The organism is Vibrio sp. 10N.286.48.C11, assembly GCF_041469805.1.
Taxonomy (GTDB): domain Bacteria; phylum Pseudomonadota; class Gammaproteobacteria; order Enterobacterales; family Vibrionaceae; genus Vibrio; species Vibrio crassostreae_C.
In genome coordinates this window covers 23,527-44,786 of the sequence record NZ_JBFRLK010000039.1, presented here as the reverse complement: position 1 = coordinate 44,786, position 21,260 = coordinate 23,527, and the positions used below count along the sequence as shown (strand labels likewise).

Here is a 21,260-nt window from a genome sequence, read left to right as displayed (position 1 = left end):
ATTAGTCCTTGCTGCTAGATCATGCGTTGACGGAGTTGGTAAAACACATTGTCGAGTTCATCGGGATTTTGCTTTTGAATGCGATTAAGCTCTCTTTGTACAGAATCGTACATAAGTTGGTTATCCATGTCTTTCAATGCGGCGTAGTAATGAATGCGACGTCCCAAGATAAAGTTATTCTGGTCATTCTCACTCATCATATTGAAACGGTCTATTGTCGCTAAGAACTTCGCTTTATCCTGTGGCAGCTGTCCGTTCAGTTCCATCAACAAATTAATACCGTGATAGTTACCATAGTTGCCCGTCACGCGGTTTAGTTTACTGATCAATTGATATTGTTCTTCAAGCATTTCACGTTCGCTAAGTGGCGTGAACTCTCCATTCTGCACCAGTTCATCCAATTCGGTTCCAGGCTTCACAGCAAGCGACAGAATGCGTATTTCATCTGGGTTGATTTGGTTAAGTAAGGCCGCCGTTTCTTCAACATGCTGCGCCGAATATTCTTTACCACCCAAGCCAAGGATAATGAAGGTCATCATCTTCATACCCGCTTGCTTCGCGTATTCGGTCGATTTCAAAATAGATTTCGGAGTAATGCCTTTTTTCATCAATTTGAGAACATCAATAGAACCCGATTCCATACCGCAATAAAGCATGTTGAGCCCTGCATCACAGATGGCTTTCATCTCTTCAGGCGACTTCTTAGTCATGCTTTGCGCTCGTCCATAAGAGCTGATCTGCTTTAACTCTGGGAAGGCTTGTTTGAGTGTATTCAACACATCCAGCAAGTCTTCGGTATCCATAGTGAATGAATCACCGTCTTGCAGAAAACAGGTCTCAAATTTACGGTTCTTATAGAATGCTTTCGCAGCCCAAATGTCTTTCTTAATCTCTTCAACGGGACGAATTGCAAACTCCATCCCCTCAAACAGCGTACAGAATTTACATTTGTTCCAAGGACAACCTTGGGTGGTGCGAATCAATAAGCTATCCGCTTCTGAAGGTGGGCGAATATGCCCTTGTTGGAACTGATACTGTGTCATTTGAATGCCCAATAATTAACTATTCGCATAGACTACTAGAAGTTCATTCAATGAAAAACACGGTACAATTTGAATTATTATCAAATGAAAATGGATAATTAAAGAAGAAGAATGTTGAAGTATTAAGTAGGTTAAAGGCTAATCAAGGTTGTCCGGTGTACGTAAATTGGTTCCACACTTTGTACATTTATAGTCACCGTTTCCGCCACTTGAAGCTAGCGACGATAAAATCATTCCAAGCAACCCTGGCTTCTTTTCATGTTGTGGCGCTTTTTCGGCTTGGTTACTGAACATAGTGTACTTGTGCAGTGTCAGTTCCTTACAGTTACTACAGAACGCTCTCGTCTTCTCACTTCCATACATAATATCTATCTCCTTAACTCAAAGCACAAACTAAACATATGGCAAATATGCCACACGTAGAGTTAAATCTAAATATTTTCATGAAGTTATGAGTAAGTAAGAGCGTTTTAAAGAAAAGTAAACTCTCGACTGTTAAGTGAAGTGTTGGTGAACAAAGTTATTCAATTCAGTCACGCTTCTGATGATGTAAACCTCTTTCTCTTTAGCGCGCAATTCTAACTGCGCTCTAAAGTCGTCATTCCAAAATTTAGGACACAGTTGTAGTGTCTTATAGCTTTGTATCGTGCCTTTTATCACTGAGCTTCCAGCAGGCCAGCCTTCAGGTTTAACAAATAAACCTTTGAGCATTCTCTTGGTTACAAACCAGTAGCTAGTTGAATAAGGAATGTCGATATAAACCAAGGTATCAGCTGCATCTAAACGTGTGTTGAACGAGCCTAGAGGGCCAAAACCATCGATGATCCAGCTTTCTGACTTAAGTATGCTCTCATGAGCCTCCTCAAATACTTCACGTTCAACAAACTCTCCGTTGGCCTTGTAAACAATAGAGTCCAACTGGTGAAGCTCTATCCCTGTAGCTAGTGCTAACGCCTTGCTGACTGTGGACTTTCCACTCCCAGGCTTACCAAAAACCGCGATCTTTTTCATATGACTTCCTCTATTCAGATAAAACCCATAAGACAGCGACAAAAAACCCACCTTACGGGTGGGTTCGATAAACAAAGCGCATCAACAATCCCACCATTCTTATGGAATGATGATAATTCGTTGGTTAGATGGCGCTAAATTCAGTTTCATAAAACTACTTTTATATATTGTTGCTTAGTTGTCAATGCAGCCAAACGTTGATTGGGAAGCTATATCCTCGTCAAGTCGCACCCATTAATAGTCTTAATGAGTGCTAATTGGTCTTGGTTATTTCGCTTTCTTTTTCGCCACTGTCGCTTCTGATAGCTTGCTTAGTACACCCGATACTTTCTTAACGACCTCGTCACAGCCATTGATCGCGTGACGCTCTACCAAGTAATTAGGATCGTTGTAAGACAACCATACTTTCTTATTTGAATCTTCAGTGACTAACACCTTCTGCGGTAAATCTATCGCGACTTCTTGAGCACATTGCATTAATGGTGTCCCTACTTTCGGGTTACCAAAGATGATGACTTCCGTTGGTCTCAATTCAAGATCGACCTTACTCGCGTTTTTCTGATGGTCAATTCGCGCAAACAACGTCAAACCTTTGCTTATAGCGAGTTCTTCAAAGCGGTCAGCGGTCTCTTTCACTGAGTAATTACTTTGGTATTTAATCAAACCATCAGAAGCCGCAGCTAAAAATGATGCAGAGAGTAAAATGGCGCATAGTGGTAGTAATTTTTTCATCGTCACCTCAGAGATTTAACCTAATCAAACTTACATTCATAGCGCCACTTCTAAAATCAGCGACGTAACCCATGTCAGTATAGACGCGACTCGATTCTCAGTTTGCAGAGAGGATCACTTTTCTAATGCGTCTTATTATCATCAGTTTAGGTTAACTCGACGCTAACCATTGGCTTTGAAGCTTGAATGTTTGGTCATCAAAATCAATAGTGCCTTGCACACCTAGTGGCGTGACTAGCATGGGATGGGTGTGACAACTGTCGAAGCCATACAGGATCGGGACATTTTTACCGTTCAGCACTTCAAGAAGTACATCGAGTGGTGTTCGCCCTGTCCCTTTGTCATCAAACAACTCATGTTTGCCGAGTACAATAGCGCCTACTTTATCGAATACTCCGCAAGCCAATAAGTGCGCGAATGAACGCTCGACCGCTTCAATGCCTTTTAGTGAATCTTCAATAAGCAGAATATCGCCAGACTGAATTTCTGGCATGTATTCGCTGCCCCAAATCCCGGCCATCGTACTCAGGTTGCCGCCAATCACGCGACCGCTTACTTGACCTCTTCCCATGAAGTGCCATTCGTTATTGTAAACTGGCTTTGCAGAGTCTTGAGTTTCCCAATCGTGTTTAATGTCCGTCCAACTCTCAGGCATCGTGTACTGATGTTGGCTTGAATCCGAGCATAAGATGTCAGTAAACGATTGGAAGGTTTCGTCGACTAATGGCGGGAACTCACCAAATGACGCAACAAGTGCAGGGCCATAAAAAGTCACCAATCCAGTTTTGGCGTAGATGCCTAACAGTAATGCTGTGGCATCTGAATAGCCGACGATGATCTTAGGGTCGTCTCTAAGGGCATCATAATCGATGTATGACAACAGTGAGTTACTGTTGTTACCACCAATGGTCGACATAATGCAGCGCACGCCAGGATCTCGAATGAGCTGATTGAGTTCTTCGGCTCGCGCTTGAATGGAACCAGAACGATACCCTTCTGACTCTCCAGTTAACAAACCTTCAACTAGAATGAAGCCCTGCTTTTCCAAATAACGTTTAGCACGAGCAAATCGATTAGGTGCAAAGACCGTTGCGGGCGATGACGGTGAGAAAAATCCGATTTTGTCACCAATATTTAAAGCTTTTGGGTATATCACTCGTTTGTCCTCCATAACAAAATTGGAATAATACGCCTGACTGAAACTCACTAATTCTTAAAGCAAACGAGTTCTTTAAGCGAGTTGATTTCGGGGTTAGAGCTCAAAAAATTAAGGTTGAATCAAATTTTCATCCCCAATCAGTGCCACGACTTAGTCCCACACTTTTCACACTGGTATTCGTAATCACTGTCGACATAAAAACCGGGAACATTATGGTCACCTTTAAACAATAACGTCATCAGGTACTCCATCAACACGCCTAGCTTCCATTGTTTCTTTTCAGATTCAGTGTCCGCTTTAGATTCAGCATCGGAAGCGTTAACAGCAAGGTGCGGGGTAAGTGCGTTACACTGTTCGCAGTGATAAGGATGTTTAATATACTTATTATCAAGCATTTATATAAGCCAACCAATATTTATAAAGTTGATGCATGCTAACAACTTATCACTCGGTTCTCGAACTTATTGTTGTCCACTAGAGTTTTATTAGAAAGAAATGAGACACAAGGTAAGTGCCATGCATCTTGAATCAGTTACCATCGAGATCTCCCTCATTGAAAAGCTAAAGCTATTCTTACGCTAAGGTATGAAATTAACTTTTACTTTAATAGCCCTTTTTCCGCAGCACCTTCAAGTTGCACTTCTAGCTCTTTCCATAAGGCACGACTGCCTTTAGAAATACGCTCGCCATTGAAGGTCAGTACTTTGTCTTTGGATATGTTGTGCTTCTTCCAGCTGTGACCACCACCATGGATGTTATGAAGCAAAGGCGGCACTCTATCGATCGCCTTACAAAATCTAGCTTCTGGTGACTCACCGGCTTCGAACTCAAGCCATAAATCCAAATACTCGCTTGTTGAATGGCTCGGCAATGATTTCAGCAACCGCTCGACGCAGTTTCTCTCTTTGAGCTTGTTTTCTTCGGTTTCACTGGCATAAATGATGGTGTCTCCGGCATCGATTTCCCCAAGATCATGAATCAGCAGCATCTTCATTACTCGCGTAATATCGATTTGTTCATTGGCATAGTCTTTCAACATGAGTGCGCTCAAACAGACGTGCCAACTGTGCTCAGCGGAGTTTTCATATCGATCCAATCCAACCGGTTTTGTCTGTCGATGAACATCCTTTAATTGTTCAATCTCGACCATGAATTGCAGAATGCCTTTGATTTCTTCCACGATGAGCTTCCTTAAGTTAAGTTGATGATTTAGCGGTGCGGAGGGTTAACCTAACGAAAGAGAAGCGTTACTCCCAATGAACCGACATTTTGTAATACGCAACACCCGATGGTTGTGGGCTAAGCTTATCTACCTGTTAGCCATAGGGTGTTCAGGATTTAACTGAAGCAGATCCCACAAGTTACCGTAAAGATCTTCAAACACAGCAACGGTGCCGTAGCCTTGCTCTTTAGGCTCTCGGACAAAGTTAATGCCCAAAGACGTCATACGTTCGTAATCACGCCAGAAGTCATCGGTGTTTAAGAATAGGAATACGCGTCCACCAGCTTGGTTGCCGATGAAATCGAGTTGCTCTGGCTTGGAAGCTCTAGCAAGTAACAGGCTCACACCGGTTGAATTTGGTGGAGCAACAACAACCCAGCGCTTATCTTCTTCTGGCAGATACGTGTCTTCGATGAGATCAAACTTAAGCTTGTTTACATAGAAATCAAGCGCTTCATCGTAGTCTTTTACCACGAGTGCAATGTGGACAATATTCTGTTTCATAACATACCTTGTTGGGGTTTTAGCTGCGTGGAATGATGCCATGAAGCAGGTAAAGACACTAGGTGTCGCATCATAAATCGTAGTATCTCGTCCGTCACAATCTAAAAGGTATACATCATTTATAACTGCCAGAATCCGAGCTCGACGCCACCTTGAATGACAATGGCACACATCCCGTGACGTGGTAACTCCATTGGCGGCACCGCAACTTCGGCGCCTAGTTTCTCGGCTGCAGTTACTGCAGACTGAATATCCTCAACCAACGTGTAATGACGAACAGTTGGTTCTTCAGTTTCACGAAGCGGTGCTCGAATGCCAATTACCCCGCCATTAGATAGCTTTGCAGTGCGCGCCCCACCAAGGTTCACATCTGCACCACTGAATTTCACGTTGTAGAGCTGAGCGTATGTTGCACAAACGACATCGACCTCTGGGGTAACCACTTCAAGATATTGAACCTTCATCAAATTTCCTTCTCGTGTTCTTTAAGACTCTCAACCTGCATACAGCTGTGCAGGTGTTTCTCATCAATAATTTATTACTAAGCAATTCGACCGCGCATGATAAATTGCGGGCCTGCTGCGCCACCTAAATACTGTTGATTGATATCTTCGAAGCCGCCTTTCTTATAACAGTTGAATGCTGCCGGATTTTTGCAATTCACAGTTAAGTAAATCGACTCATACGCTGAGTAATTCGCTTTTAAATACGGAAACAAAGCCTTCACCGTGCCTGTTCCTAAACCTTTACCTTGCTGGTTTTTATCAAGCACAAAAGCTCTCAAGCCAATGCTTCCTTCAGGGCAGAATTCGTAGTGCTCTGCGTAAGCGATATCCAGCTTAAAGAAACCCACAACTTCGTTATCAGACTTAATCACGTGCAAGTGCGTCGTTTCACTGCCGTCTAATAAAAACTCTGCAGCTGTACCAGCGAACTTAACCTGTTCATCGGCGAGTTGGATGGCCTGAACTAACGCCACATGTGAATCTTCAAGCCTTTCGATAGTTATCATTGTTGTTCCTTCTGTATAGCACCCACGAAGAACCGACTAGAGCTCATCGCTAGTGTCTCGAGAACCGTAGTTTGGGAAGTTAATATTAAGAACGTTATCGTCCTCAAGAGTGAATAGAACACTTCCATTCTCTACACCGGTTTCGTTTCTATCTGAACAGCCTAGAAACAGCTCCCAATCAAACGAATATTGAAGTCGGTATTGATTCGCATTGATGTGGAGAACGCCTTTGATTTTGATACCGTTCACCACATGTGCCATATCATCGATGTATGACAGATCAGGGATTAACTTTTCTTCGAAATCACTCTTATGCTCGGTTAAGAAATTGAGCAGTTCAGAACATAACTCGGAGCCATGAACCTATGGTTTAGACAGACTAGAAAACAACATTTCTAAATACTCCAAGGATTGTTTTGATATTGGGAAGATGCGCGCGAGTCTGTTACAAATTCAAGCTCAATCGGAAACGGTAACTTCAAATTCCGACACTACATTAGAGTTTTGGATGTGTTGATACCAACTTTTTACGTCTTCAACCAGCAAGTGCATCATGTAATTGTGACAGTGCGCAGGTTCATAAAAATTTTGCAGAAGGAACGCACAACTGCCGTGTCGTAGATAGGCGATATCGTGAAATTCAGACATCACTTCGAAGCCGATTGACTGGTAAAAACGCTTAGATAAATCGAAGTCTTTCGCGGGCACGAAAGACTTAATTTCTGAGACTTTGAGGTTTTCCATCCTAGATCCTTATAGTGCTGATATTCTGGTCCTGACACGCTTAACGCTTTAAGTGGTTACAGCGTTTACTCAGAGTCTTGCTGAAATGAGTCGACTTCGGCTTTAGTTAGATAACGCCACTGACCTGCTTCAACATCTAAACGAACATCACCAATCTGCTCACGGTGTAGTCCAACAACTCGATTCCCTACCGCAGCAAACATTCGTTTTACTTGATGAAACTTACCTTCTGTAATGGTCAACAGCACTTCTTTACTGGTAATCACTTCGAGTTCTGCCGGACGCGTCAGTTTTTGTTCGCCCTGCAATTGAATGCCCGCTTTGAACTTGTCAGCGACATCATCTTTGATATCTCGTGACAATGTCACGCGATATACCTTCTTACATGACTTGGTTGGCAGAGTGATGTTGAATGACCATCGCCCATCATCGGTAATCAAGACTAAGCCTGTTGTGTCGGCATCTAAGCGCCCTGCGATGTGCAGTTCTGATGCTTTGTCTATCTCGATGTAGTTGAACAGTGAAGGATAAACTTCATCGACATTAGAACAGATAGTACCCGCAGGCTTGTGCATTAAGAGGTATCGAAATTCACGCAATTTAAGCGGCATGCCATTAAACAAGATGGCGTTGGTTTCATGAACCTGAGTCGATTCATCGGTGACTGTTTCACTGTTTACGTTCACCTCGCCATTATGGATGCGTTCAATCGCTTCAGGCTTGGTTAGGTCAGTGCTTTTACATAGGTATTTATCAAGGCGCATTAATCGTCGGCACCACATTTTGCGCATGGCTTATAAGTACGTTCGCCTTGAGCAATCACCACATAGTCTCGAACGCAGTTATCACATAGCGCCAACTTTGGGTATGCGTCTTTCTGTTTCTTTGCGTTGATGTCGCCTTCGGTGGTGTATACGGTTCTCATTTTTATGCCTTGTTTTAATAACTTGCTAGGCGCAAATTGTATCACTGTTTACAGCCTTGTTTGGAGTGGTGGTGCATAGATAAATTGATTTTAAGCGCCGTCATTCCATGTTCTCGCCCCGTAACGGCTTAACCATGAACAACAAAGTCAACGTGCCACGCCTATCAGTGGTAAAATGATAAAAGCTCACCAACCAATGAAGTCACTAATGAAAAATTGTAATCAATGCGGGAAATGCTGTATCAAATACGGAGATGGTGACCTTGCCGCAACGCAAGAAGAGATTGATTTGTGGGAGTTGTTCAACCCAGACATCTTTGAATATGTTCGAGGAAGCGAGATCTGGTTCGACCCTGAATCTGGCGAACGTTTAACTCGCTGCCCTTTTCTGGAGCTGGTTCCGACGAAAGACACCAAAGCTCAAGCCAAGTACACATGTAGCATTTACTTAGACCGACCAGAAGATTGCCGACACTACCCAAGCCTAATTAATGAGATGGTACGAGATGAGTGTGAAATGATTGAGGTGGTGGATTTACAAGACACGAAGAAAGCTCAAAGGAAACTCGACCTGTTGATGAAAGACAGCCGCCCTTCAAGCTATTCGTAAGCGATGATCTTTTGAAGATCAATCTTCAGTATTAGCTAGTAGCCGCTAAAACCTTAAGCCAAATACTGGTTCGCTTCTAACCAATCAAGCGCAACCAGTGCCGCCAATGAGCATACCGCTCTGTCGTTGCCATCAACAAACTTAAGCTCTTCGATTTCGGCATCTGGAGACAGTTCGCCAGTATAATCAGCAAGATAACAAGTCAATTGCACTGATACGCCTTCCGCCTTGCCATCAGCTTGGCCTGTAAACGTCTCGACGTATTTGATGGAATCAGTCACTAAATCAACTGAGATCTCTTCTTTGATTTCACGAACCAGTGCTTGCTCATCGCTTTCGCCAGCTTCACGCTTACCACCCGGTAGATAGAACAGTTCTTTGCCTTTTGATCTGACCATCAACAGCTTGCCGTCTTTGATGAATATCCAAGCCAGCTTATCAATTACCTTATTCATGTCGTTAGACCTTATTTCTGTTTTAGTTCTCGTTCTTACTGAATCTAGCCACACCATTAGTCGCGACCAAACAAAGCCTGCGTATGTTACACGCTGCAATGAATATACTCTATTGAATCGAATAGGAAATACATAGCCAAAACAAAAAATGACAGCCTTTAAGCACAATGCTCGTTAACCGTCATTAGCGTTGTTTACGGATTGCTCTCTAGCTGTCCGTAGATAGAATCAATCAACTAGCCACTTAAGCGCAGAGTCGTGGTCTTCGAATGACTTTATCTCACCAGACACAAACCAACTCCCTACTTTTGAAGCGAATTCTTGCCAGCTTTTATCACCATAAATCGCGATTTTGTCTATCTTCGAATTGAGCTCTAATCCCAGTTTGAAATCATCCCAAGCAGCACGTAACTCCCAACCCGTTAAGGTGGAGATGTCGACCAGCATCTTGAGTTTCGATGAATCGAGTTCTTCTAGCGTGGTATTTAGAATTGGCATCATTGCTTGATAGTCATCGTGTGTGAGTTTGCCTTTCGCTTTGAACACAACGATGGTTTCACCGCTAACACGTTCAATTCCAACCGATATTCCATGACGTTCGATACTCATAACCTAGCCCTCATAGTGGAAACTAAAGTTAGCTTAGAAGATTAAACAGCAAAGAGATGAGAGGCTTGCGTCAAAACAGACAAGCGCTTTATCTGAACTTAATATCAGAGAGTTAATCGCGCTTTTCCAACAGTTCGCTTAGGGATTGAACTTGCATGACATTCGGATGCTGTGACTTAAGCTCAACTCCTTCCGTGTTCAACCACACCGCTTGCAAACCCGCTTCAAGTGCTGGGTAAATGTCTTTTTCTAAGGTGTCGCCAACCATGGTGATGTCTTGTGGTGCAACACCGAGCTTAGAAATAATGGCAGGATAGAACCCCGGCTCGAACTTAGAAAAGCCAATGCTCGCCTTACAAAAGTAACCCAAGATATATTGAGATAGGCCAACGCGTTCAAAGGCACGAATGATGTCGTCTTTACTGGAATCACCAGCATTGGTGGCAACATAGACTTGATGATTTTTGAAGAGTTCAGCCAGTAATGCACGAGCACCGCTCACTTCTTGTACGGTTTCCCAGTCACACATCTTCCCTTGTGCGTCTGGGAAGTCGACCATCAGCGTATTGCCCCAGTCGAATAAGACTATTTCTGTTAATTCGATTAGCTTTGTCATCTTGCCTCCTGCATACGATGAATTATCTAATGTTTAAGCGAGCCTATAAAAACTTCTCGGACGGTTAGGCTCATTATGGACAACCTTGTTACTGTTTATGGAGCACGATCTTCTAAACACAAAATACCCTTTATTGATAAACCACTTTGAAACGCTCCAACATAAGTAACATGTCTTCACTTGGTGAGATCTTGAGCTCTTCACATTCACGAGAGAAGAAGTTCCAGTGAGCTTCTTTCCACCATTCGAGTGTTTTGTCACCCTCGCCTTCGGCAGCAGCAAACTCCGCCGTCACTTCGTTATATTTGCACTGTGAGACTGAAGTGATCTCTACAATGCAAACTGGCTTGCCATCCCAGTCAGTGACGACTTGCAAGTGACCAACTACTGGTCTCGTCTCGCCTTCATGGCTGTACCAATATTCAAGGCTGCAAGACGCTTGTTTTTCACCCTTGAGAATTAACTGGGCGCAGAGGTTGGCGTTGTATTCATCAGCACAGTAATAGTCGGCACTAAAAGAGGTGTATTGCGAAGCAACGTCTGCTGGTAATGTGTTGAGGTAGCTATCAAGATAAGCTTTGCTTCTTTCTTCCATGATCTTTCCAAATTCAATATCAGGTTGAGCCGATAAACACTTATAGATTAAGCATCTGGCTGCAGTGGGAGTAACCTATCAAGTCAGGTTATAGCTGTAAACCGAGTGAATATCAAAATGCGGGCTGAGAAAGAAGAATATAGGTAGGATTTCGAGGCCAGTACAAGGAGATCCAAAAAGTGAAAGAAGAGCCAAAAGCACCTTTAGTCGGTGCTTTTGGCTCTTAGTATCTCGTTACTAATAGCTCGTAACTGACGGGGTATTAACGGTTTAATAATGATGTTATCTTTGGTCGATGCATCGTCCACCAACATTGGCTTCCAAGGGCCTATTCCTTCCGCATAAGACGCCACTTTTTCCATGCCACCAGCTTCAAACATCCAGTCGTAACTGTACGGCGTTGCTTTGTCACCTTGGTAGGTCATGGTTTCATTCCAATCTGTATAGGCCATCAACTGAACGAGCTTAAGATCCATTTCCATCACTGGCATGAGCTCATCGTTAATGCGTTGAAGTTCATTGGCGTCAAAACACTGCAAATACACTTTGTCGTCTTTTGATAGGTAACCATATTGATGCAAGGTTGCAAGCACAGCTTTTGAGATATCTTTGCCTTCGTGACGATGGAACCAAGGTGCTTTAATTTCAGGATAGATGCCCACGTCATAACCTAAGGTCTTATTTAGGCCTTGGATCAGCTCGATTTCTTCTGCAAAGGTAGCGACACGGAAATCAGACTGCCACATTGGGAAGCGCGTTGGGTACCCTGCCACTCTGTTGCCTTGTTCATCTAACTTAAAGCCTTCGGTCACCTTTAATGATTTGATCTCAGCGAGCGTAAAATCAATCGCGTAGTAACGGCCATCTGAACGAGCACGTGTTGGAAAGCGATCCGCGACATCGGTGACTCGGTCTAGATAATGATCATGCAAAACCACCAATTGGTCGTCTTTGGTCATCACGACATCTTGTTCGATGTAATCAGGTTTCATTGCATAAGCGAGCGCTTTAGCGGGTAATGTGTGTTCAGGTAAATAACCAGAAGCACCGCGATGCGCAATCACTAAAGGATCTGCTAATGCATTTGCAGATAAGCTTAGTGCTAATAAGGTCAGAGACAGTGACGTTGTTTTCATTATTGTTTCCCTTGATAAAACAGAAGCAGGATATACCTGCCTCTGTTGTTATTTATAGATGTGATTCAGTAAATACACTACTGAGCTAACGCTTCTTTCTCTCGTTCGAGATCTTTTTGTTTATGGTGCGCACGCTCACCTAAGAAGGCGTACAGCAGACAGATGATTGAAGCTACACAAGCGCCGACCAAAATAATGAAGCCGCCATCCCAACCGTAATGGTCAACCATAAAGCCGAGTATTGCGTTCGCAGCAACCGCGCCACCTAAGTAACCAAACAAACCTGTTAGACCAGCCGCTGTACCTGCAGCTTTCTTAGGTGCAAGTTCCAGTGCATACAAACCGATCAGCATTACAGGACCATAGATAAGGAAACCAATCGCAACCAGTGCCAACATATCAACCGTTGGGTTACCCGCAGGGTTCAGCCAATATACCAACACAGCGACTGTCACTAGAACCATGAACAAGATACCTGCAGGTGCTCGTCGACCTTTGAATAGCTTATCTGAAATCCAACCACACAATAAGGTGCCAGGGATACCTGCCCACTCATACAGGAAGTAAGCCCAAGATGATTTATCGACAGAGAAGTCTTTTGCTTCTTTTAAGTAAACCGGAGCCCAGTCGAGTACGCCATAACGGATAAGGTAAACAAACGCGTTAGCAATCGCGATTGACCACAACAGTTTGTTAGAGAAAACGTACTTAAAGAAGATCTCTTTCGCCGTCATTTCTTTCTCATGAGACGTATCGTAGTCGTCTGGGTAATCGTCTTTATGTTCTTCAATCGGTGGTAAGCCGCAAGATTGAGGTGTATCTCTTACAGTAAACCAAACAAAGACAGCAACGAGAGTGGCAAAAAATGCAGGAACATAAAAAGCGGTTCGCCAATCGTCGTTAAAAGCCCACAGCCCCAACAAGAACATTGGGCCAATCAAACCGCCACCCACGTTGTGAGCAACGTTCCATACTGACACTATCTCACCACGTTCTTTTCGTGACCACCAGTGGACCATGGTTCGTCCACAAGCTGGCCAACCCATACCTTGGAACCAACCATTCAAGAACAGCAGGATAAACATCGCAGTGATGCTGCCTGTTGCCCAAGGCATAAAGCCAAAGCAGAACATCACCAGTGCCGACATTAACAAGCCACCGCTGAGGAAGTATCGAGGATTAGAACGGTCAGAAACACTGCCCATTAAGAACTTAGATAAGCCGTAAGCGATAGATACCGCCGCTAATGCAACCCCTAGTTCTCCACGGCTAAAACCTTGTTCAATGAGATAAGGCATCGCCAAACTAAAGTTTTTACGGACTAAGTAGTACCCCGCATAGCCAACGAAGATGCCAAGAAACAGCTGCCATCGTAGTCGTGTGTAGGTGCTATCGATCTTATCTGATGACAAGCGATCGATATGCGCCATAGGTTTGAATATTCCAAACATAGGAACCTCATAATTATTGGGCGAAGGAAGAAATTAAACGCTCGAACGAAAAAATTTAGCGCTCATTCGAAATCAAGGGAATTGTATGTGCTTCAGGATTAATTTCTGTGATAGAGGTGGTTATTAACAAAAAATAACTTTAAATACAGCATATTAGTTTCATTTAATTAGAATGCGCTTCATATTTTTGTTTGTATCTGTTTAATTAAACATCAGAACTTTCGAGTACGAATAAATCCAAAAAGAGCGAGCGAACATAAATCAACCAACAACAATTTTGGTTGAATCTGTGGAGTTATGAAGGTGGTTTGGGCTATTGGTTAAAGAAGTTCGCTAAAATCAATGCAAACAAAAAGGGTCTAGATTTCTCTAGACCCTTTTAGGTAATAACGCTTGGTGGCTTGATGTTGGCTAATTAAGCAAACATTAGCTAATTACTCGAAGTATTAGCTAGCCACACGACGTGACTATGCGTCGATGTATTAGCTAGCCACACGACATGATTATGCGTCGATGTAAAAAGCTTCTACAGTGCCTTTTAGAGTAATAAGCATTGGCTGACCAAAACGATCTAGCGCTTTTGGAGAAGGGATCTTAACCCAACCTTCGCTGATGCAGTATTCTTCAACATCAGTACGCTCTTTACCATTTAGACGAATGCCGATTGGGTATTCGAAACACTCAGCAACGTGGTGTGGGCTGCGTGGGTTACCTGCAAGATGATCTGGTAAAGCTGGTCTTGAATTAGTATCGCTCATGTTCATTACCTGTATGTACGTAAATAAAAAAAGTGCGTCATTCTAGTCAATATAGGCTTTGTGCTCAACAACTGCTGCAATAAATCGTCTTGATCGTTTTAATCAACAGCTAGTTGTTTGATTTAAAGGCGATATCGGCATGAGTTTCAACGAAAATTTAACAGGTTTATGCATTATGGATGAAAGGGAGAAATTCATTACTCGAACGGCAGATAAACTAATATCAGGCTTTTATTCCGAGCTTATCGATTAAGCTCAATACTCATCACTTTATGGTTCGGTTCTGATTCGATATTTACGATTGACCAACCTAGCCCTTGGTAGAGACCCATGATATTGGTGTACGCGTAGAGTTGAGTTTGCACTGCAGAAGAAACCTGTCTGACACCACGATTAATCAGTTCACTGGCAATGCCTTGACCGCGCCATTGAGGGTCGACAAACACAGCGTTGATCCACACTACATCACGAACTTGGTGAGGTTCTTGAAAATAGGAATACGCCAAGCCACCAATGACCACATTATCGCGAAGTACTGTTATTACTGGAGGGAGTTGTACGTTTTCTTTATATGTATCTTTAAACTTGAAATCAGACCATTCACTTTGAAATAAGCCCTCTAACTCATGCCAATAAGGTGAGTTTTCATCGCAATTTCTAAAGATTACTTTCTGCATTTTTCCGTCCTTTTAAAGAGAGTAATTCGGCTATCCTAGCCTTGTTTAATCTAAGTGTAGGTAAAGCTACTCTTCTTCGTCGTAATCGTCTGCTGGGTCTTGATTAATTTCTTCGCCGCATCCTAGGCATTCACCTTGCAGATCCGTAGGCATCACAATAATCAAACCACAATGAGGGCAAAGATCGCCTTGTTGAAACATCCTGTATTCCTTCTACTTAATGGCTATTGCTTAGGATATTTTTGCTTACTCGCTTCTAGCCAGTCGTGAATCACTTGGCGAGCGGATTCCGACGGAGGTGCATTTCGTTTTCCGCAGATTTGGTCTATTTCAAAAGGAAATGCTTTGCTCGGGACGCGGCGTAAACCTATGGTTAAACGCTGAGGCTTGAGCATGCGGAACACCACATAACGATCGCTCATGATTCGGTTGTGATACACGCCAATACAGTGCTTCTGCTCGATGCCTTCGTGTTCAAGGTCGTAATAATCCGTGAGCGGATGAATGTTGTCATTGCCAAGTAAAGGAACGGGATAAGGGATGTCTTTATCCATTGGGCAGTTACCCTCCAAACGACGTAATTGGCGTTGCTCCGTCCAGCGGTCATGGAGTTGTTCAAACATCGCAAAAGAGTTCTGACTGGTAATCGCGCGCAGTGGATCATCCATCTCCAAATCTTGCCCTAGCAATATCGCATCTTGGAACATCGCCATCTTCGACGGTGCGTTAAGTCTGCCCTCTTCCACCATTGCAATCCCTAGCCTGCTACCAGTTAGAAATGGATGAACTTGGTCCAAACGCAGGGCTGTGTATCCAACTTTTGAGTAATGCTTAAACTTAAGAACTCGTCTTTGCAGTGGCTCGAGAATGCGAACAATGTGGTCGAGTTCATCACCAACATTGTAATGAAGCTCTAGCTTGTCGATGAATTTGAGTGTCGCCTTGCTGCCGTCTAAGCCCAACTTGGTAAGGATCTTCTTCTGCCCTAAGCGACTTAGTGCCAGTGCTTTCTTGTTGTCGACACTGTATTTCATGCAGATCAAAGCCAAAATAACAGGCCTTAATTCAAGCAATTGCGCGGCTTCATAAGTATTCGCAGCAAGCCACAACATCTGGTATTGGTATTCTGGAAAGTCGTCGGTGATTTCACGATAACGCGCAGGTAATGAATTTAGCCAACGACCATTCACGTCAAACTGTTCAACAAGGTTGAGGCTCAGCCCAATGCCTCCATCAAGCGGTCGTCTACCATCTTCAAACACATGAAAGCCGACGAGCTTTTGAGACCAGTCTCGGATCTCAATATCGTAGTCGAAACCTAATGTTCGAGTGGGAATGGTTAGTAGTGCTGTCATTGATGCCTCTTCGTTATTGGCGCATTGAACTATCAAGCCTATCTAACAGCATAAGCTAGCGCTTCAACCACTATATCAACCTTTTGTAAATTTCTTACCAATCAAAGCGATATAAATACGATAGTGCTTAGAAGAACATTGAGTGATGATTTTACGGAATATGAGATCTCTTCGATATCATTTGCGTCAACAGAAACTATGCTTGTTACATAACTCACAACAAGAGGCTTTAATTATGGATTACCGACATATTCTGGTCGCACTTGAACTGTCTGACGACACCAAGATTCTCATTGATAGAGCGACCTTCTTCGCTGATAAACTGGAGGCTGGCATTTCATTTGTTTATATCGATGGTACGCATGGAGAAATTTATCCAGAGCTCGTTGATATTCAGGGAAATGACGGTGATTTACCCATCAATGAAGATGCCGTTAAGCATTTGAAAGAGTTTGAAGCCTACGCCAAACACCCAATCAAGCACATTTTCGTGGGAACGGGTGATTTGAACGATAAGCTCAAAAATGCCATCGAAGCAAACGGCGTTGACCTATTGCTGTGCGGCCATCACCATGATTTTTGGCATAAGCTCATCTCCCATTCTAAACAGATCATCGATACTTCCCCTATCGATATTCTCGTTGTTCCTATGGAATAGAAGCTCCAGTTCGACACTCAAAAATAACCGGCTTTGCCAACCTCTATCGGTATTATTGGTTGGCTTGATATCCTCTTCAACACACTCATCCTGACCGAAATCTCCTATTTCCCGCTTAGAGTAGAAATTTGTGATCTTGTCAGCTTATCAACTCGTAAGCGTCTAATAATTAACAAATCGCCGAGTGAAAGTAATGAAAAAGATTGGCCTGTATCTTTTTACAAACGACTTAAGAATCAACGACAATGCGCTACTTTACCAAGCAAGCCAAATCGTCGATGAGCTCGTTTGTGTGGTTGTCGAACCGCTTCTGTCTCACTACTCAGCACAGTTCGCCCAAGAACAGCAATATGGCGCTCACCGCATAGCTTTCATTTCACAATCGATAAGCGATCTTAAGGCTAACCTGAGCGACCTAGAGCAAACACTCATCGTCCTTACACAAGACCAAGATAAAAGCGAGAACGTTAAATACTCGCTCAACGAGATTATCTCTGCTCTAAACGTCACTCACTTGTTTGCAAATGTTCATTGTGGCTACAACGAGCAACAGCTAGTGCAATCAACATTGGCTGACTGCCCGAACTTAACTCCGATTCAAACTCACAACTCGACTCTGTTTGAGCTCGATGACTACCCTTTTACGTTAGACAAGTTACCACGCTCGTTTACCAAGTTCAGAAAACTCATCGAGCACTTGTCTGCCGATACACACAGTTTGATCATAACGACGTTACCACCAGCACCAGACCTAACAGAAACGTCACACTGTCACTCAAAGGCATCCCTTTTTATGATGAACGATTTGACGAGCGAGCAAAGCTTCAAAGGCGGTGAAACATCGGGGTTAGTACATCTCGACCACTACTTCTCACACGATTACGCGAGCCGCTATAAACAGACAAGAAATGCATTGGATGGCATCGAGAACTCGACCAAGTTTTCACCGTGGCTCGCATTAGGTTGTGTCTCACCGAAAACAATCTGCAGACACCTCTCTCGATTTGAGTCGCATCATGGTTCCAATTATTCAACCTACTGGATCTATTTCGAGCTGTTGTGGCGTGAGTATTTTTATTGGAAAAGCATGTCGTTGAAGGCATCGTTATTTACAGGCTCATACACAAACCCCGTTATAGCAGAGAGTAGCACTCAATCGGCAAGCCTTAATTTTTCCAAATGGAAGAGCGGTAACACCAACTACCCGATTGTCGATGCATGCATGCGCCAGCTTAACGCGACTGGCTACATGTCCAATCGCGGAAGGCAGTTAGCCGCAAGCTGTTTGATTTACGAGTTGGGCGTCGACTGGCGACACGGCGCGGCCTATTTCGAAAGCCAACTTGTCGACTATGACGTGGCATCTAACTGGGGGAATTGGGCGTATATCGCTGGGGTTCTCAATCAACCAACCCACAACAGCGAAACTAAAAACCAATCACAACCTAAATCACGCCATTTTGATTTAGCCAAGCAGACTGAAATGTACGACCCAGACCATGCCTTCATCAATCAATGGACAGGCGGTAACGCAGTCACAACAAGCCTCACAAACCAGGACGCATTATGAAATTTAAAACGGTACGACTTGTATTAGGTGACCAACTCAACATTGAGCATTCATGGTTTAGACAGGTTAACGATGACGTTATTTACATCATTGCTGAGCTAAAACAAGAAACAGATTATGTTGCCTCTCACGTTCAAAAAGTGGCCGCGTTTTTCTGTGCGATGGGTTACTTCGCTAACGAACTCAAAGAACAAGGTCATCAAGTACTACACCTTACTCTTGACGACACAACGCAATTTGAAAACCTAGACACACTTCTAAAGCACTATGTACACGAATTCGGCGCAGAGAAATTCGAATATCAAAGGCCAGATGAATATCGCCTTTTAGAGCAGATGAACAAGCTCAAGCTCACCAATGCGACCAAAGGTTGTTGTGATACAGAACACTTCCTCTTTCCATTCGAAGAGATCGAACAACAGTTTCCGAAAGACAAACACATCATGATGGAGCACTTCTATCGCCGAATGAGAAAGCGTTTCGACATTTTGTTAGAAGACGGAAAGCCCGTTGGCGGAAAATGGAATTACGACGCGAACAATCGAAATAAGCTCAAGAAACAAGACATCGAAAACCTACCTCAGCCGCTGATGTTTACCAATGATATAACCGACATTTTGCAACGTATCGAACGTCACCAAGTACAAACCATTGGTCAAGTCGGTAACCAGTTACTATGGCCGGTGAACCGCGCACAAAGCTTGTCTCTACTCGCTCATTTCTGCCAAGTCTGCTTGCCGTTATTTGGGCAGTTTCAAGATGCGATGACGACAGAACACGACTCTAAATGGAGCTTGTATCATAGCCGTATTTCGTTCTCGCTGAACAGTAAGCTGCTGAGCCCTAAAGAAGTGATTGATGCAGCACTGTCGGCCTACCAAGCATCCTGTCTTCGAGACAGCTCACCAGATAAGCCAAGCATCGATATTGCACAGGTCGAAGGGTTTGTACGCCAAATACTGGGGTGGCGAGAGTACATACGCGCCGTCTATTGGGCGAATATGCCTGCTTACGCCAACAAAAATCATTACTCAGCAAACAACAACCTGCCTCATTATTTTTGGGACGGACAAACCAATATGAATTGCATGAAGCATGCGATTGACCAGTCCCTTGAGTTTGCTTACGCGCATCACATCCAAAGGTTAATGATCACTGGCAACTTCTGCTTAATTACGGGTATAGACCCCGACCAAGTCGATAGTTGGTACCTCGGTATTTACGTCGACGCGATTGAGTGGGTTGAAATGCCAAATACGCGAGGTATGGCACTTTTTGCGGATGGCGGGATCGTAGGAACCAAACCATACTCTGCCAGCGGTTCCTATATCAACCGCATGAGTGACTACTGCAAAGGCTGTCACTACAAGATAAAAGAACGCAGCGGCGAGCAATCTTGCCCTTTCAATAGCTTGTATTGGCGCTTTATGGACCAGCACCGCGATGCGTTAAACCGCAACCCACGTATGGGCATGTTATATCGCTCTTGGGACAACATGGACGAGCAATCACAACAAGCGATTCTCGATACTGCTGAACAACGAATCACAAACTTGGAGAACTTATAATGGTGGAGCAACTCAGATTACACATATTGGTGGTCGGTGGGAGCGGCGGTATTGGTTTCGCTGTGGTTAAACACCTATTATCTGAGCTCTCTCGGTTTGATTTTCTTGATGTGCATGTAGACGCGACTTACCACTCTCAACAGCCGGAACTAGAAAACAATCGCTTGACCTGGCACAAAGTCGACGCGACCAATGAAGCTGATATCAAGCGTTTGAGTTCTGAGTTTGAACAACTTGATTGGTTGATCAACTGCGTGGGTATGCTCCACACTCCAGATCTTGGACCGGAGAAAAACTTGTCGTCCATCGACCCTGATTTTTTCCTCAAAAACATCTCTGTGAACACCCTACCGAGCTTATTATTGGCAAAGCACTTCACGCCGATTCTTAGAGCGAGTGACAATCCAAAATTTGCTGTGGTATCCGCACAAGTAGGTAGTATTTCAGACAACAGATTAGGCGGTTGGTATAGCTACCGCTCATCGAAAGCAGCCCTAAATATGTTCATCAAAACCATGTCGATCGAATGGCAACGCACCATTAAGAAAGGCACCGTGTTGGCTCTGCACCCGGGCACGACAGACACAGCTCTGTCGAAGCCTTTTCAGACCAATGTCCCTGAAGGTAAGTTGTTTGAGTCAAGCTATGTCGCCCATCAGTTGGTCGATATTATTCGCACTGCCACACCGGATAACAGTGGGCACTTCTACGCTTACGATGGTGAACAGTTAAATTGGTAGTTGATACGAGTGTCCGTCTTTCATTAGTGCTAAAAAAGAAAACCCAACAGAGTTGAAGCTCCATTGGGTTTTTATTTAGAAAGAACGCCTCTGTTTTAAAAAGCGTTTGG

At 43.7% G+C, this 21,260-nt stretch carries 27 protein-coding genes and 2 pseudogenes; 5 read left to right on the top strand and 24 right to left on the bottom strand.

The features are described 5' to 3' along the window. Positions 1-14: 14 nt before the first annotated feature. The 14 genes and pseudogenes from AB4209_RS11290 to AB4209_RS11225 all read right to left on the bottom strand — a co-directional run bounded on the left by AB4209_RS11290 (position 15) and on the right by AB4209_RS11225 (position 8,352). Positions 15-1,043, bottom strand: a complete 1,029-nt coding sequence (locus tag AB4209_RS11290; protein WP_017061808.1) for a radical SAM protein — start codon at positions 1,041-1,043, stop codon at positions 15-17. 138 nt (positions 1,044-1,181) lie between these two features. Next, complete coding sequence (locus AB4209_RS11285) at positions 1,182-1,406, bottom strand: hypothetical protein (RefSeq protein ID WP_017061807.1); 225 nt, start codon at positions 1,404-1,406, stop codon at positions 1,182-1,184. A 132-nt stretch (positions 1,407-1,538) separates the two neighbouring features. After that, positions 1,539-2,054, bottom strand: a complete 516-nt coding sequence (locus tag AB4209_RS11280; RefSeq protein WP_136978486.1) for an adenylate kinase — start codon at positions 2,052-2,054, stop codon at positions 1,539-1,541. Between the two features lie 267 nt (positions 2,055-2,321). Continuing rightward, positions 2,322-2,786: a DUF302 domain-containing protein gene (locus tag AB4209_RS11275; RefSeq protein WP_017061805.1), complete on the bottom strand. Its 465-nt coding sequence runs from the start codon at positions 2,784-2,786 to the stop codon at positions 2,322-2,324. A gap of 151 nt (positions 2,787-2,937) precedes the next feature. Then, a complete protein-coding gene (locus AB4209_RS11270; protein ID WP_372055894.1) occupies positions 2,938-3,942 on the bottom strand; it encodes a S66 peptidase family protein in 1,005 nt (334 codons plus the stop codon). 140 nt (positions 3,943-4,082) lie between these two features. Next, the gene (locus AB4209_RS11265; RefSeq protein ID WP_102393703.1) at positions 4,083-4,340 is read right to left on the bottom strand and encodes a hypothetical protein; all 258 of its coding nucleotides are present in this window, start codon (positions 4,338-4,340) and stop codon (positions 4,083-4,085) included. 203 nt (positions 4,341-4,543) lie between these two features. Then, entirely contained in the window at positions 4,544-5,125 is a 582-nt protein-coding gene (locus AB4209_RS11260) for an HD domain-containing protein (protein WP_372055892.1), read from the bottom strand. A gap of 129 nt (positions 5,126-5,254) precedes the next feature. Further along, on the bottom strand, positions 5,255-5,671 hold the full coding sequence (locus AB4209_RS11255) for a VOC family protein (RefSeq protein WP_017061801.1): 417 nt from the start codon (positions 5,669-5,671) through the stop codon (positions 5,255-5,257). 119 nt (positions 5,672-5,790) lie between these two features. Then, positions 5,791-6,135 carry a VOC family protein gene (locus AB4209_RS11250; protein WP_017061800.1) on the bottom strand — a complete coding sequence of 115 codons (345 nt, stop codon included), beginning with the start codon at positions 6,133-6,135 and terminating at the stop codon, positions 5,791-5,793. A gap of 77 nt (positions 6,136-6,212) precedes the next feature. Next, a complete protein-coding gene (locus AB4209_RS11245) occupies positions 6,213-6,683 on the bottom strand; it encodes a GNAT family N-acetyltransferase (protein ID WP_017070703.1) in 471 nt (156 codons plus the stop codon). 36 nt (positions 6,684-6,719) lie between these two features. After that, positions 6,720-7,019 carry a hypothetical protein gene (locus AB4209_RS11240; protein ID WP_240698158.1) on the bottom strand — a complete coding sequence of 100 codons (300 nt, stop codon included), beginning with the start codon at positions 7,017-7,019 and terminating at the stop codon, positions 6,720-6,722. A gap of 126 nt (positions 7,020-7,145) precedes the next feature. Then, positions 7,146-7,427, bottom strand: a pseudogene (locus tag AB4209_RS11235) (glyoxalase); the annotation flags it as partial. A 65-nt stretch (positions 7,428-7,492) separates the two neighbouring features. Further along, positions 7,493-8,218 (bottom strand): pseudouridine synthase, encoded by a 726-nt coding sequence (locus tag AB4209_RS11230; protein ID WP_372055890.1) that lies wholly within the window; start codon positions 8,216-8,218, stop codon positions 7,493-7,495. Beyond that, positions 8,191-8,352 carry a hypothetical protein gene (locus AB4209_RS11225; protein WP_012604036.1) on the bottom strand — a complete coding sequence of 54 codons (162 nt, stop codon included), beginning with the start codon at positions 8,350-8,352 and terminating at the stop codon, positions 8,191-8,193. Before AB4209_RS11225 ends, AB4209_RS11230 begins: the two co-directional genes overlap by 28 nt. Before the next feature lie 208 nt (positions 8,353-8,560). On the opposite strand from AB4209_RS11225, the gene AB4209_RS11220 reads away from it, so the two are divergent. Then, positions 8,561-8,962: a YkgJ family cysteine cluster protein gene (locus AB4209_RS11220; RefSeq protein ID WP_004733901.1), complete on the top strand. Its 402-nt coding sequence runs from the start codon at positions 8,561-8,563 to the stop codon at positions 8,960-8,962. A 53-nt stretch (positions 8,963-9,015) separates the two neighbouring features. On the opposite strand, the gene AB4209_RS11215 is transcribed toward AB4209_RS11220, so the two are convergent. From AB4209_RS11215 to AB4209_RS11170, 10 genes and pseudogenes are all read right to left on the bottom strand, one after another. Beyond that, positions 9,016-9,417, bottom strand: coding sequence for an NUDIX domain-containing protein (locus AB4209_RS11215; RefSeq protein WP_029406108.1), 402 nt, complete (start codon positions 9,415-9,417; stop codon positions 9,016-9,018). Between the two features lie 228 nt (positions 9,418-9,645). Beyond that, positions 9,646-10,026: an STAS/SEC14 domain-containing protein gene (locus AB4209_RS11210; RefSeq protein WP_017057365.1), complete on the bottom strand. Its 381-nt coding sequence runs from the start codon at positions 10,024-10,026 to the stop codon at positions 9,646-9,648. A 112-nt stretch (positions 10,027-10,138) separates the two neighbouring features. Further along, a complete protein-coding gene (locus AB4209_RS11205; protein WP_372055888.1) occupies positions 10,139-10,642 on the bottom strand; it encodes an HAD family hydrolase in 504 nt (167 codons plus the stop codon). 130 nt (positions 10,643-10,772) lie between these two features. Next, the gene (locus tag AB4209_RS11200) at positions 10,773-11,237 is read right to left on the bottom strand and encodes an ASCH domain-containing protein (RefSeq protein ID WP_017059207.1); all 465 of its coding nucleotides are present in this window, start codon (positions 11,235-11,237) and stop codon (positions 10,773-10,775) included. Between the two features lie 260 nt (positions 11,238-11,497). Then, a pseudogene (glpQ, locus tag AB4209_RS11195) lies at positions 11,498-12,373 on the bottom strand (glycerophosphodiester phosphodiesterase); the annotation flags it as partial. Positions 12,374-12,450: 77 nt separating this feature from the next. Then, positions 12,451-13,824, bottom strand: coding sequence for a glycerol-3-phosphate transporter (gene glpT, locus AB4209_RS11190; protein WP_029235560.1), 1,374 nt, complete (start codon positions 13,822-13,824; stop codon positions 12,451-12,453). Between the two features lie 503 nt (positions 13,825-14,327). Continuing rightward, positions 14,328-14,582, bottom strand: coding sequence for a DUF3297 family protein (locus AB4209_RS11185; protein WP_017059204.1), 255 nt, complete (start codon positions 14,580-14,582; stop codon positions 14,328-14,330). Positions 14,583-14,824: 242 nt separating this feature from the next. Next, complete coding sequence (locus tag AB4209_RS11180) at positions 14,825-15,259, bottom strand: GNAT family N-acetyltransferase (protein WP_017059203.1); 435 nt, start codon at positions 15,257-15,259, stop codon at positions 14,825-14,827. 66 nt (positions 15,260-15,325) lie between these two features. Then, on the bottom strand, positions 15,326-15,460 hold the full coding sequence (locus tag AB4209_RS11175) for a hypothetical protein (protein WP_017059202.1): 135 nt from the start codon (positions 15,458-15,460) through the stop codon (positions 15,326-15,328). A 23-nt stretch (positions 15,461-15,483) separates the two neighbouring features. Then, complete coding sequence (locus AB4209_RS11170) at positions 15,484-16,614, bottom strand: PcfJ domain-containing protein (RefSeq protein WP_017059201.1); 1,131 nt, start codon at positions 16,612-16,614, stop codon at positions 15,484-15,486. Positions 16,615-16,849: 235 nt separating this feature from the next. Between AB4209_RS11170 and AB4209_RS11165 the strand changes: the two genes are divergently transcribed. The 4 genes from AB4209_RS11165 (at position 16,850) to AB4209_RS11150 (ending at position 21,150) form a co-directional block, all read left to right on the top strand. Beyond that, a complete protein-coding gene (locus tag AB4209_RS11165; protein WP_017063967.1) occupies positions 16,850-17,272 on the top strand; it encodes a universal stress protein in 423 nt (140 codons plus the stop codon). A 193-nt stretch (positions 17,273-17,465) separates the two neighbouring features. After that, the gene (locus AB4209_RS11160; RefSeq protein WP_372055886.1) at positions 17,466-18,842 is read left to right on the top strand and encodes a DASH family cryptochrome; all 1,377 of its coding nucleotides are present in this window, start codon (positions 17,466-17,468) and stop codon (positions 18,840-18,842) included. Further along, positions 18,839-20,410 (top strand): cryptochrome/photolyase family protein, encoded by a 1,572-nt coding sequence (locus tag AB4209_RS11155; RefSeq protein ID WP_372055884.1) that lies wholly within the window; start codon positions 18,839-18,841, stop codon positions 20,408-20,410. The genes AB4209_RS11160 and AB4209_RS11155 overlap by 4 nt, the downstream gene beginning before the upstream one ends. Further along, the gene (locus AB4209_RS11150) at positions 20,410-21,150 is read left to right on the top strand and encodes an SDR family oxidoreductase (protein WP_372055882.1); all 741 of its coding nucleotides are present in this window, start codon (positions 20,410-20,412) and stop codon (positions 21,148-21,150) included. The genes AB4209_RS11155 and AB4209_RS11150 overlap by 1 nt, the downstream gene beginning before the upstream one ends. The last annotated feature ends 110 nt before the right edge of the window (positions 21,151-21,260 follow it).

Excerpts from the sequence above, each read along its gene's own strand:
- AB4209_RS11215 (WP_029406108.1), bottom strand. The coding sequence starts at position 9,417 with ATGAATAAGGTAATTGATAAGCTGGCTTGGATATTCATCAAAGACGGC.
- AB4209_RS11285 (WP_017061807.1), bottom strand. The coding sequence starts at position 1,406 with ATGTATGGAAGTGAGAAGACGAGAGCGTTCTGTAGTAACTGTAAGGAA.
- AB4209_RS11250 (WP_017061800.1), bottom strand. The coding sequence starts at position 6,135 with ATGAAGGTTCAATATCTTGAAGTGGTTACCCCAGAGGTCGATGTCGTT.
- AB4209_RS11255 (WP_017061801.1), bottom strand. The coding sequence starts at position 5,671 with ATGAAACAGAATATTGTCCACATTGCACTCGTGGTAAAAGACTACGAT.
- glpT (WP_029235560.1), bottom strand. The coding sequence starts at position 13,824 with ATGTTTGGAATATTCAAACCTATGGCGCATATCGATCGCTTGTCATCA.
- AB4209_RS11225 (WP_012604036.1), bottom strand. The coding sequence starts at position 8,352 with ATGAGAACCGTATACACCACCGAAGGCGACATCAACGCAAAGAAACAG.
- AB4209_RS11265 (WP_102393703.1), bottom strand. The coding sequence starts at position 4,340 with ATGCTTGATAATAAGTATATTAAACATCCTTATCACTGCGAACAGTGT.
- AB4209_RS11245 (WP_017070703.1), bottom strand. The coding sequence starts at position 6,683 with ATGATAACTATCGAAAGGCTTGAAGATTCACATGTGGCGTTAGTTCAG.
- AB4209_RS11160 (WP_372055886.1), top strand. The coding sequence starts at position 17,466 with ATGAAAAAGATTGGCCTGTATCTTTTTACAAACGACTTAAGAATCAAC.
- AB4209_RS11165 (WP_017063967.1), top strand. The coding sequence starts at position 16,850 with ATGGATTACCGACATATTCTGGTCGCACTTGAACTGTCTGACGACACC.
- AB4209_RS11230 (WP_372055890.1), bottom strand. The coding sequence starts at position 8,218 with ATGCGCAAAATGTGGTGCCGACGATTAATGCGCCTTGATAAATACCTA.
- AB4209_RS11150 (WP_372055882.1), top strand. The coding sequence starts at position 20,410 with ATGGTGGAGCAACTCAGATTACACATATTGGTGGTCGGTGGGAGCGGC.
- AB4209_RS11290 (WP_017061808.1), bottom strand. The coding sequence starts at position 1,043 with ATGACACAGTATCAGTTCCAACAAGGGCATATTCGCCCACCTTCAGAA.
- AB4209_RS11180 (WP_017059203.1), bottom strand. The coding sequence starts at position 15,259 with ATGCAGAAAGTAATCTTTAGAAATTGCGATGAAAACTCACCTTATTGG.
- AB4209_RS11175 (WP_017059202.1), bottom strand. The coding sequence starts at position 15,460 with ATGTTTCAACAAGGCGATCTTTGCCCTCATTGTGGTTTGATTATTGTG.
- AB4209_RS11275 (WP_017061805.1), bottom strand. The coding sequence starts at position 2,786 with ATGAAAAAATTACTACCACTATGCGCCATTTTACTCTCTGCATCATTT.
- AB4209_RS11280 (WP_136978486.1), bottom strand. The coding sequence starts at position 2,054 with ATGAAAAAGATCGCGGTTTTTGGTAAGCCTGGGAGTGGAAAGTCCACA.
- AB4209_RS11170 (WP_017059201.1), bottom strand. The coding sequence starts at position 16,614 with ATGACAGCACTACTAACCATTCCCACTCGAACATTAGGTTTCGACTAC.
- AB4209_RS11210 (WP_017057365.1), bottom strand. The coding sequence starts at position 10,026 with ATGAGTATCGAACGTCATGGAATATCGGTTGGAATTGAACGTGTTAGC.
- AB4209_RS11185 (WP_017059204.1), bottom strand. The coding sequence starts at position 14,582 with ATGAGCGATACTAATTCAAGACCAGCTTTACCAGATCATCTTGCAGGT.
- AB4209_RS11200 (WP_017059207.1), bottom strand. The coding sequence starts at position 11,237 with ATGGAAGAAAGAAGCAAAGCTTATCTTGATAGCTACCTCAACACATTA.
- AB4209_RS11205 (WP_372055888.1), bottom strand. The coding sequence starts at position 10,642 with ATGACAAAGCTAATCGAATTAACAGAAATAGTCTTATTCGACTGGGGC.
- AB4209_RS11220 (WP_004733901.1), top strand. The coding sequence starts at position 8,561 with ATGAAAAATTGTAATCAATGCGGGAAATGCTGTATCAAATACGGAGAT.
- AB4209_RS11155 (WP_372055884.1), top strand. The coding sequence starts at position 18,839 with ATGAAATTTAAAACGGTACGACTTGTATTAGGTGACCAACTCAACATT.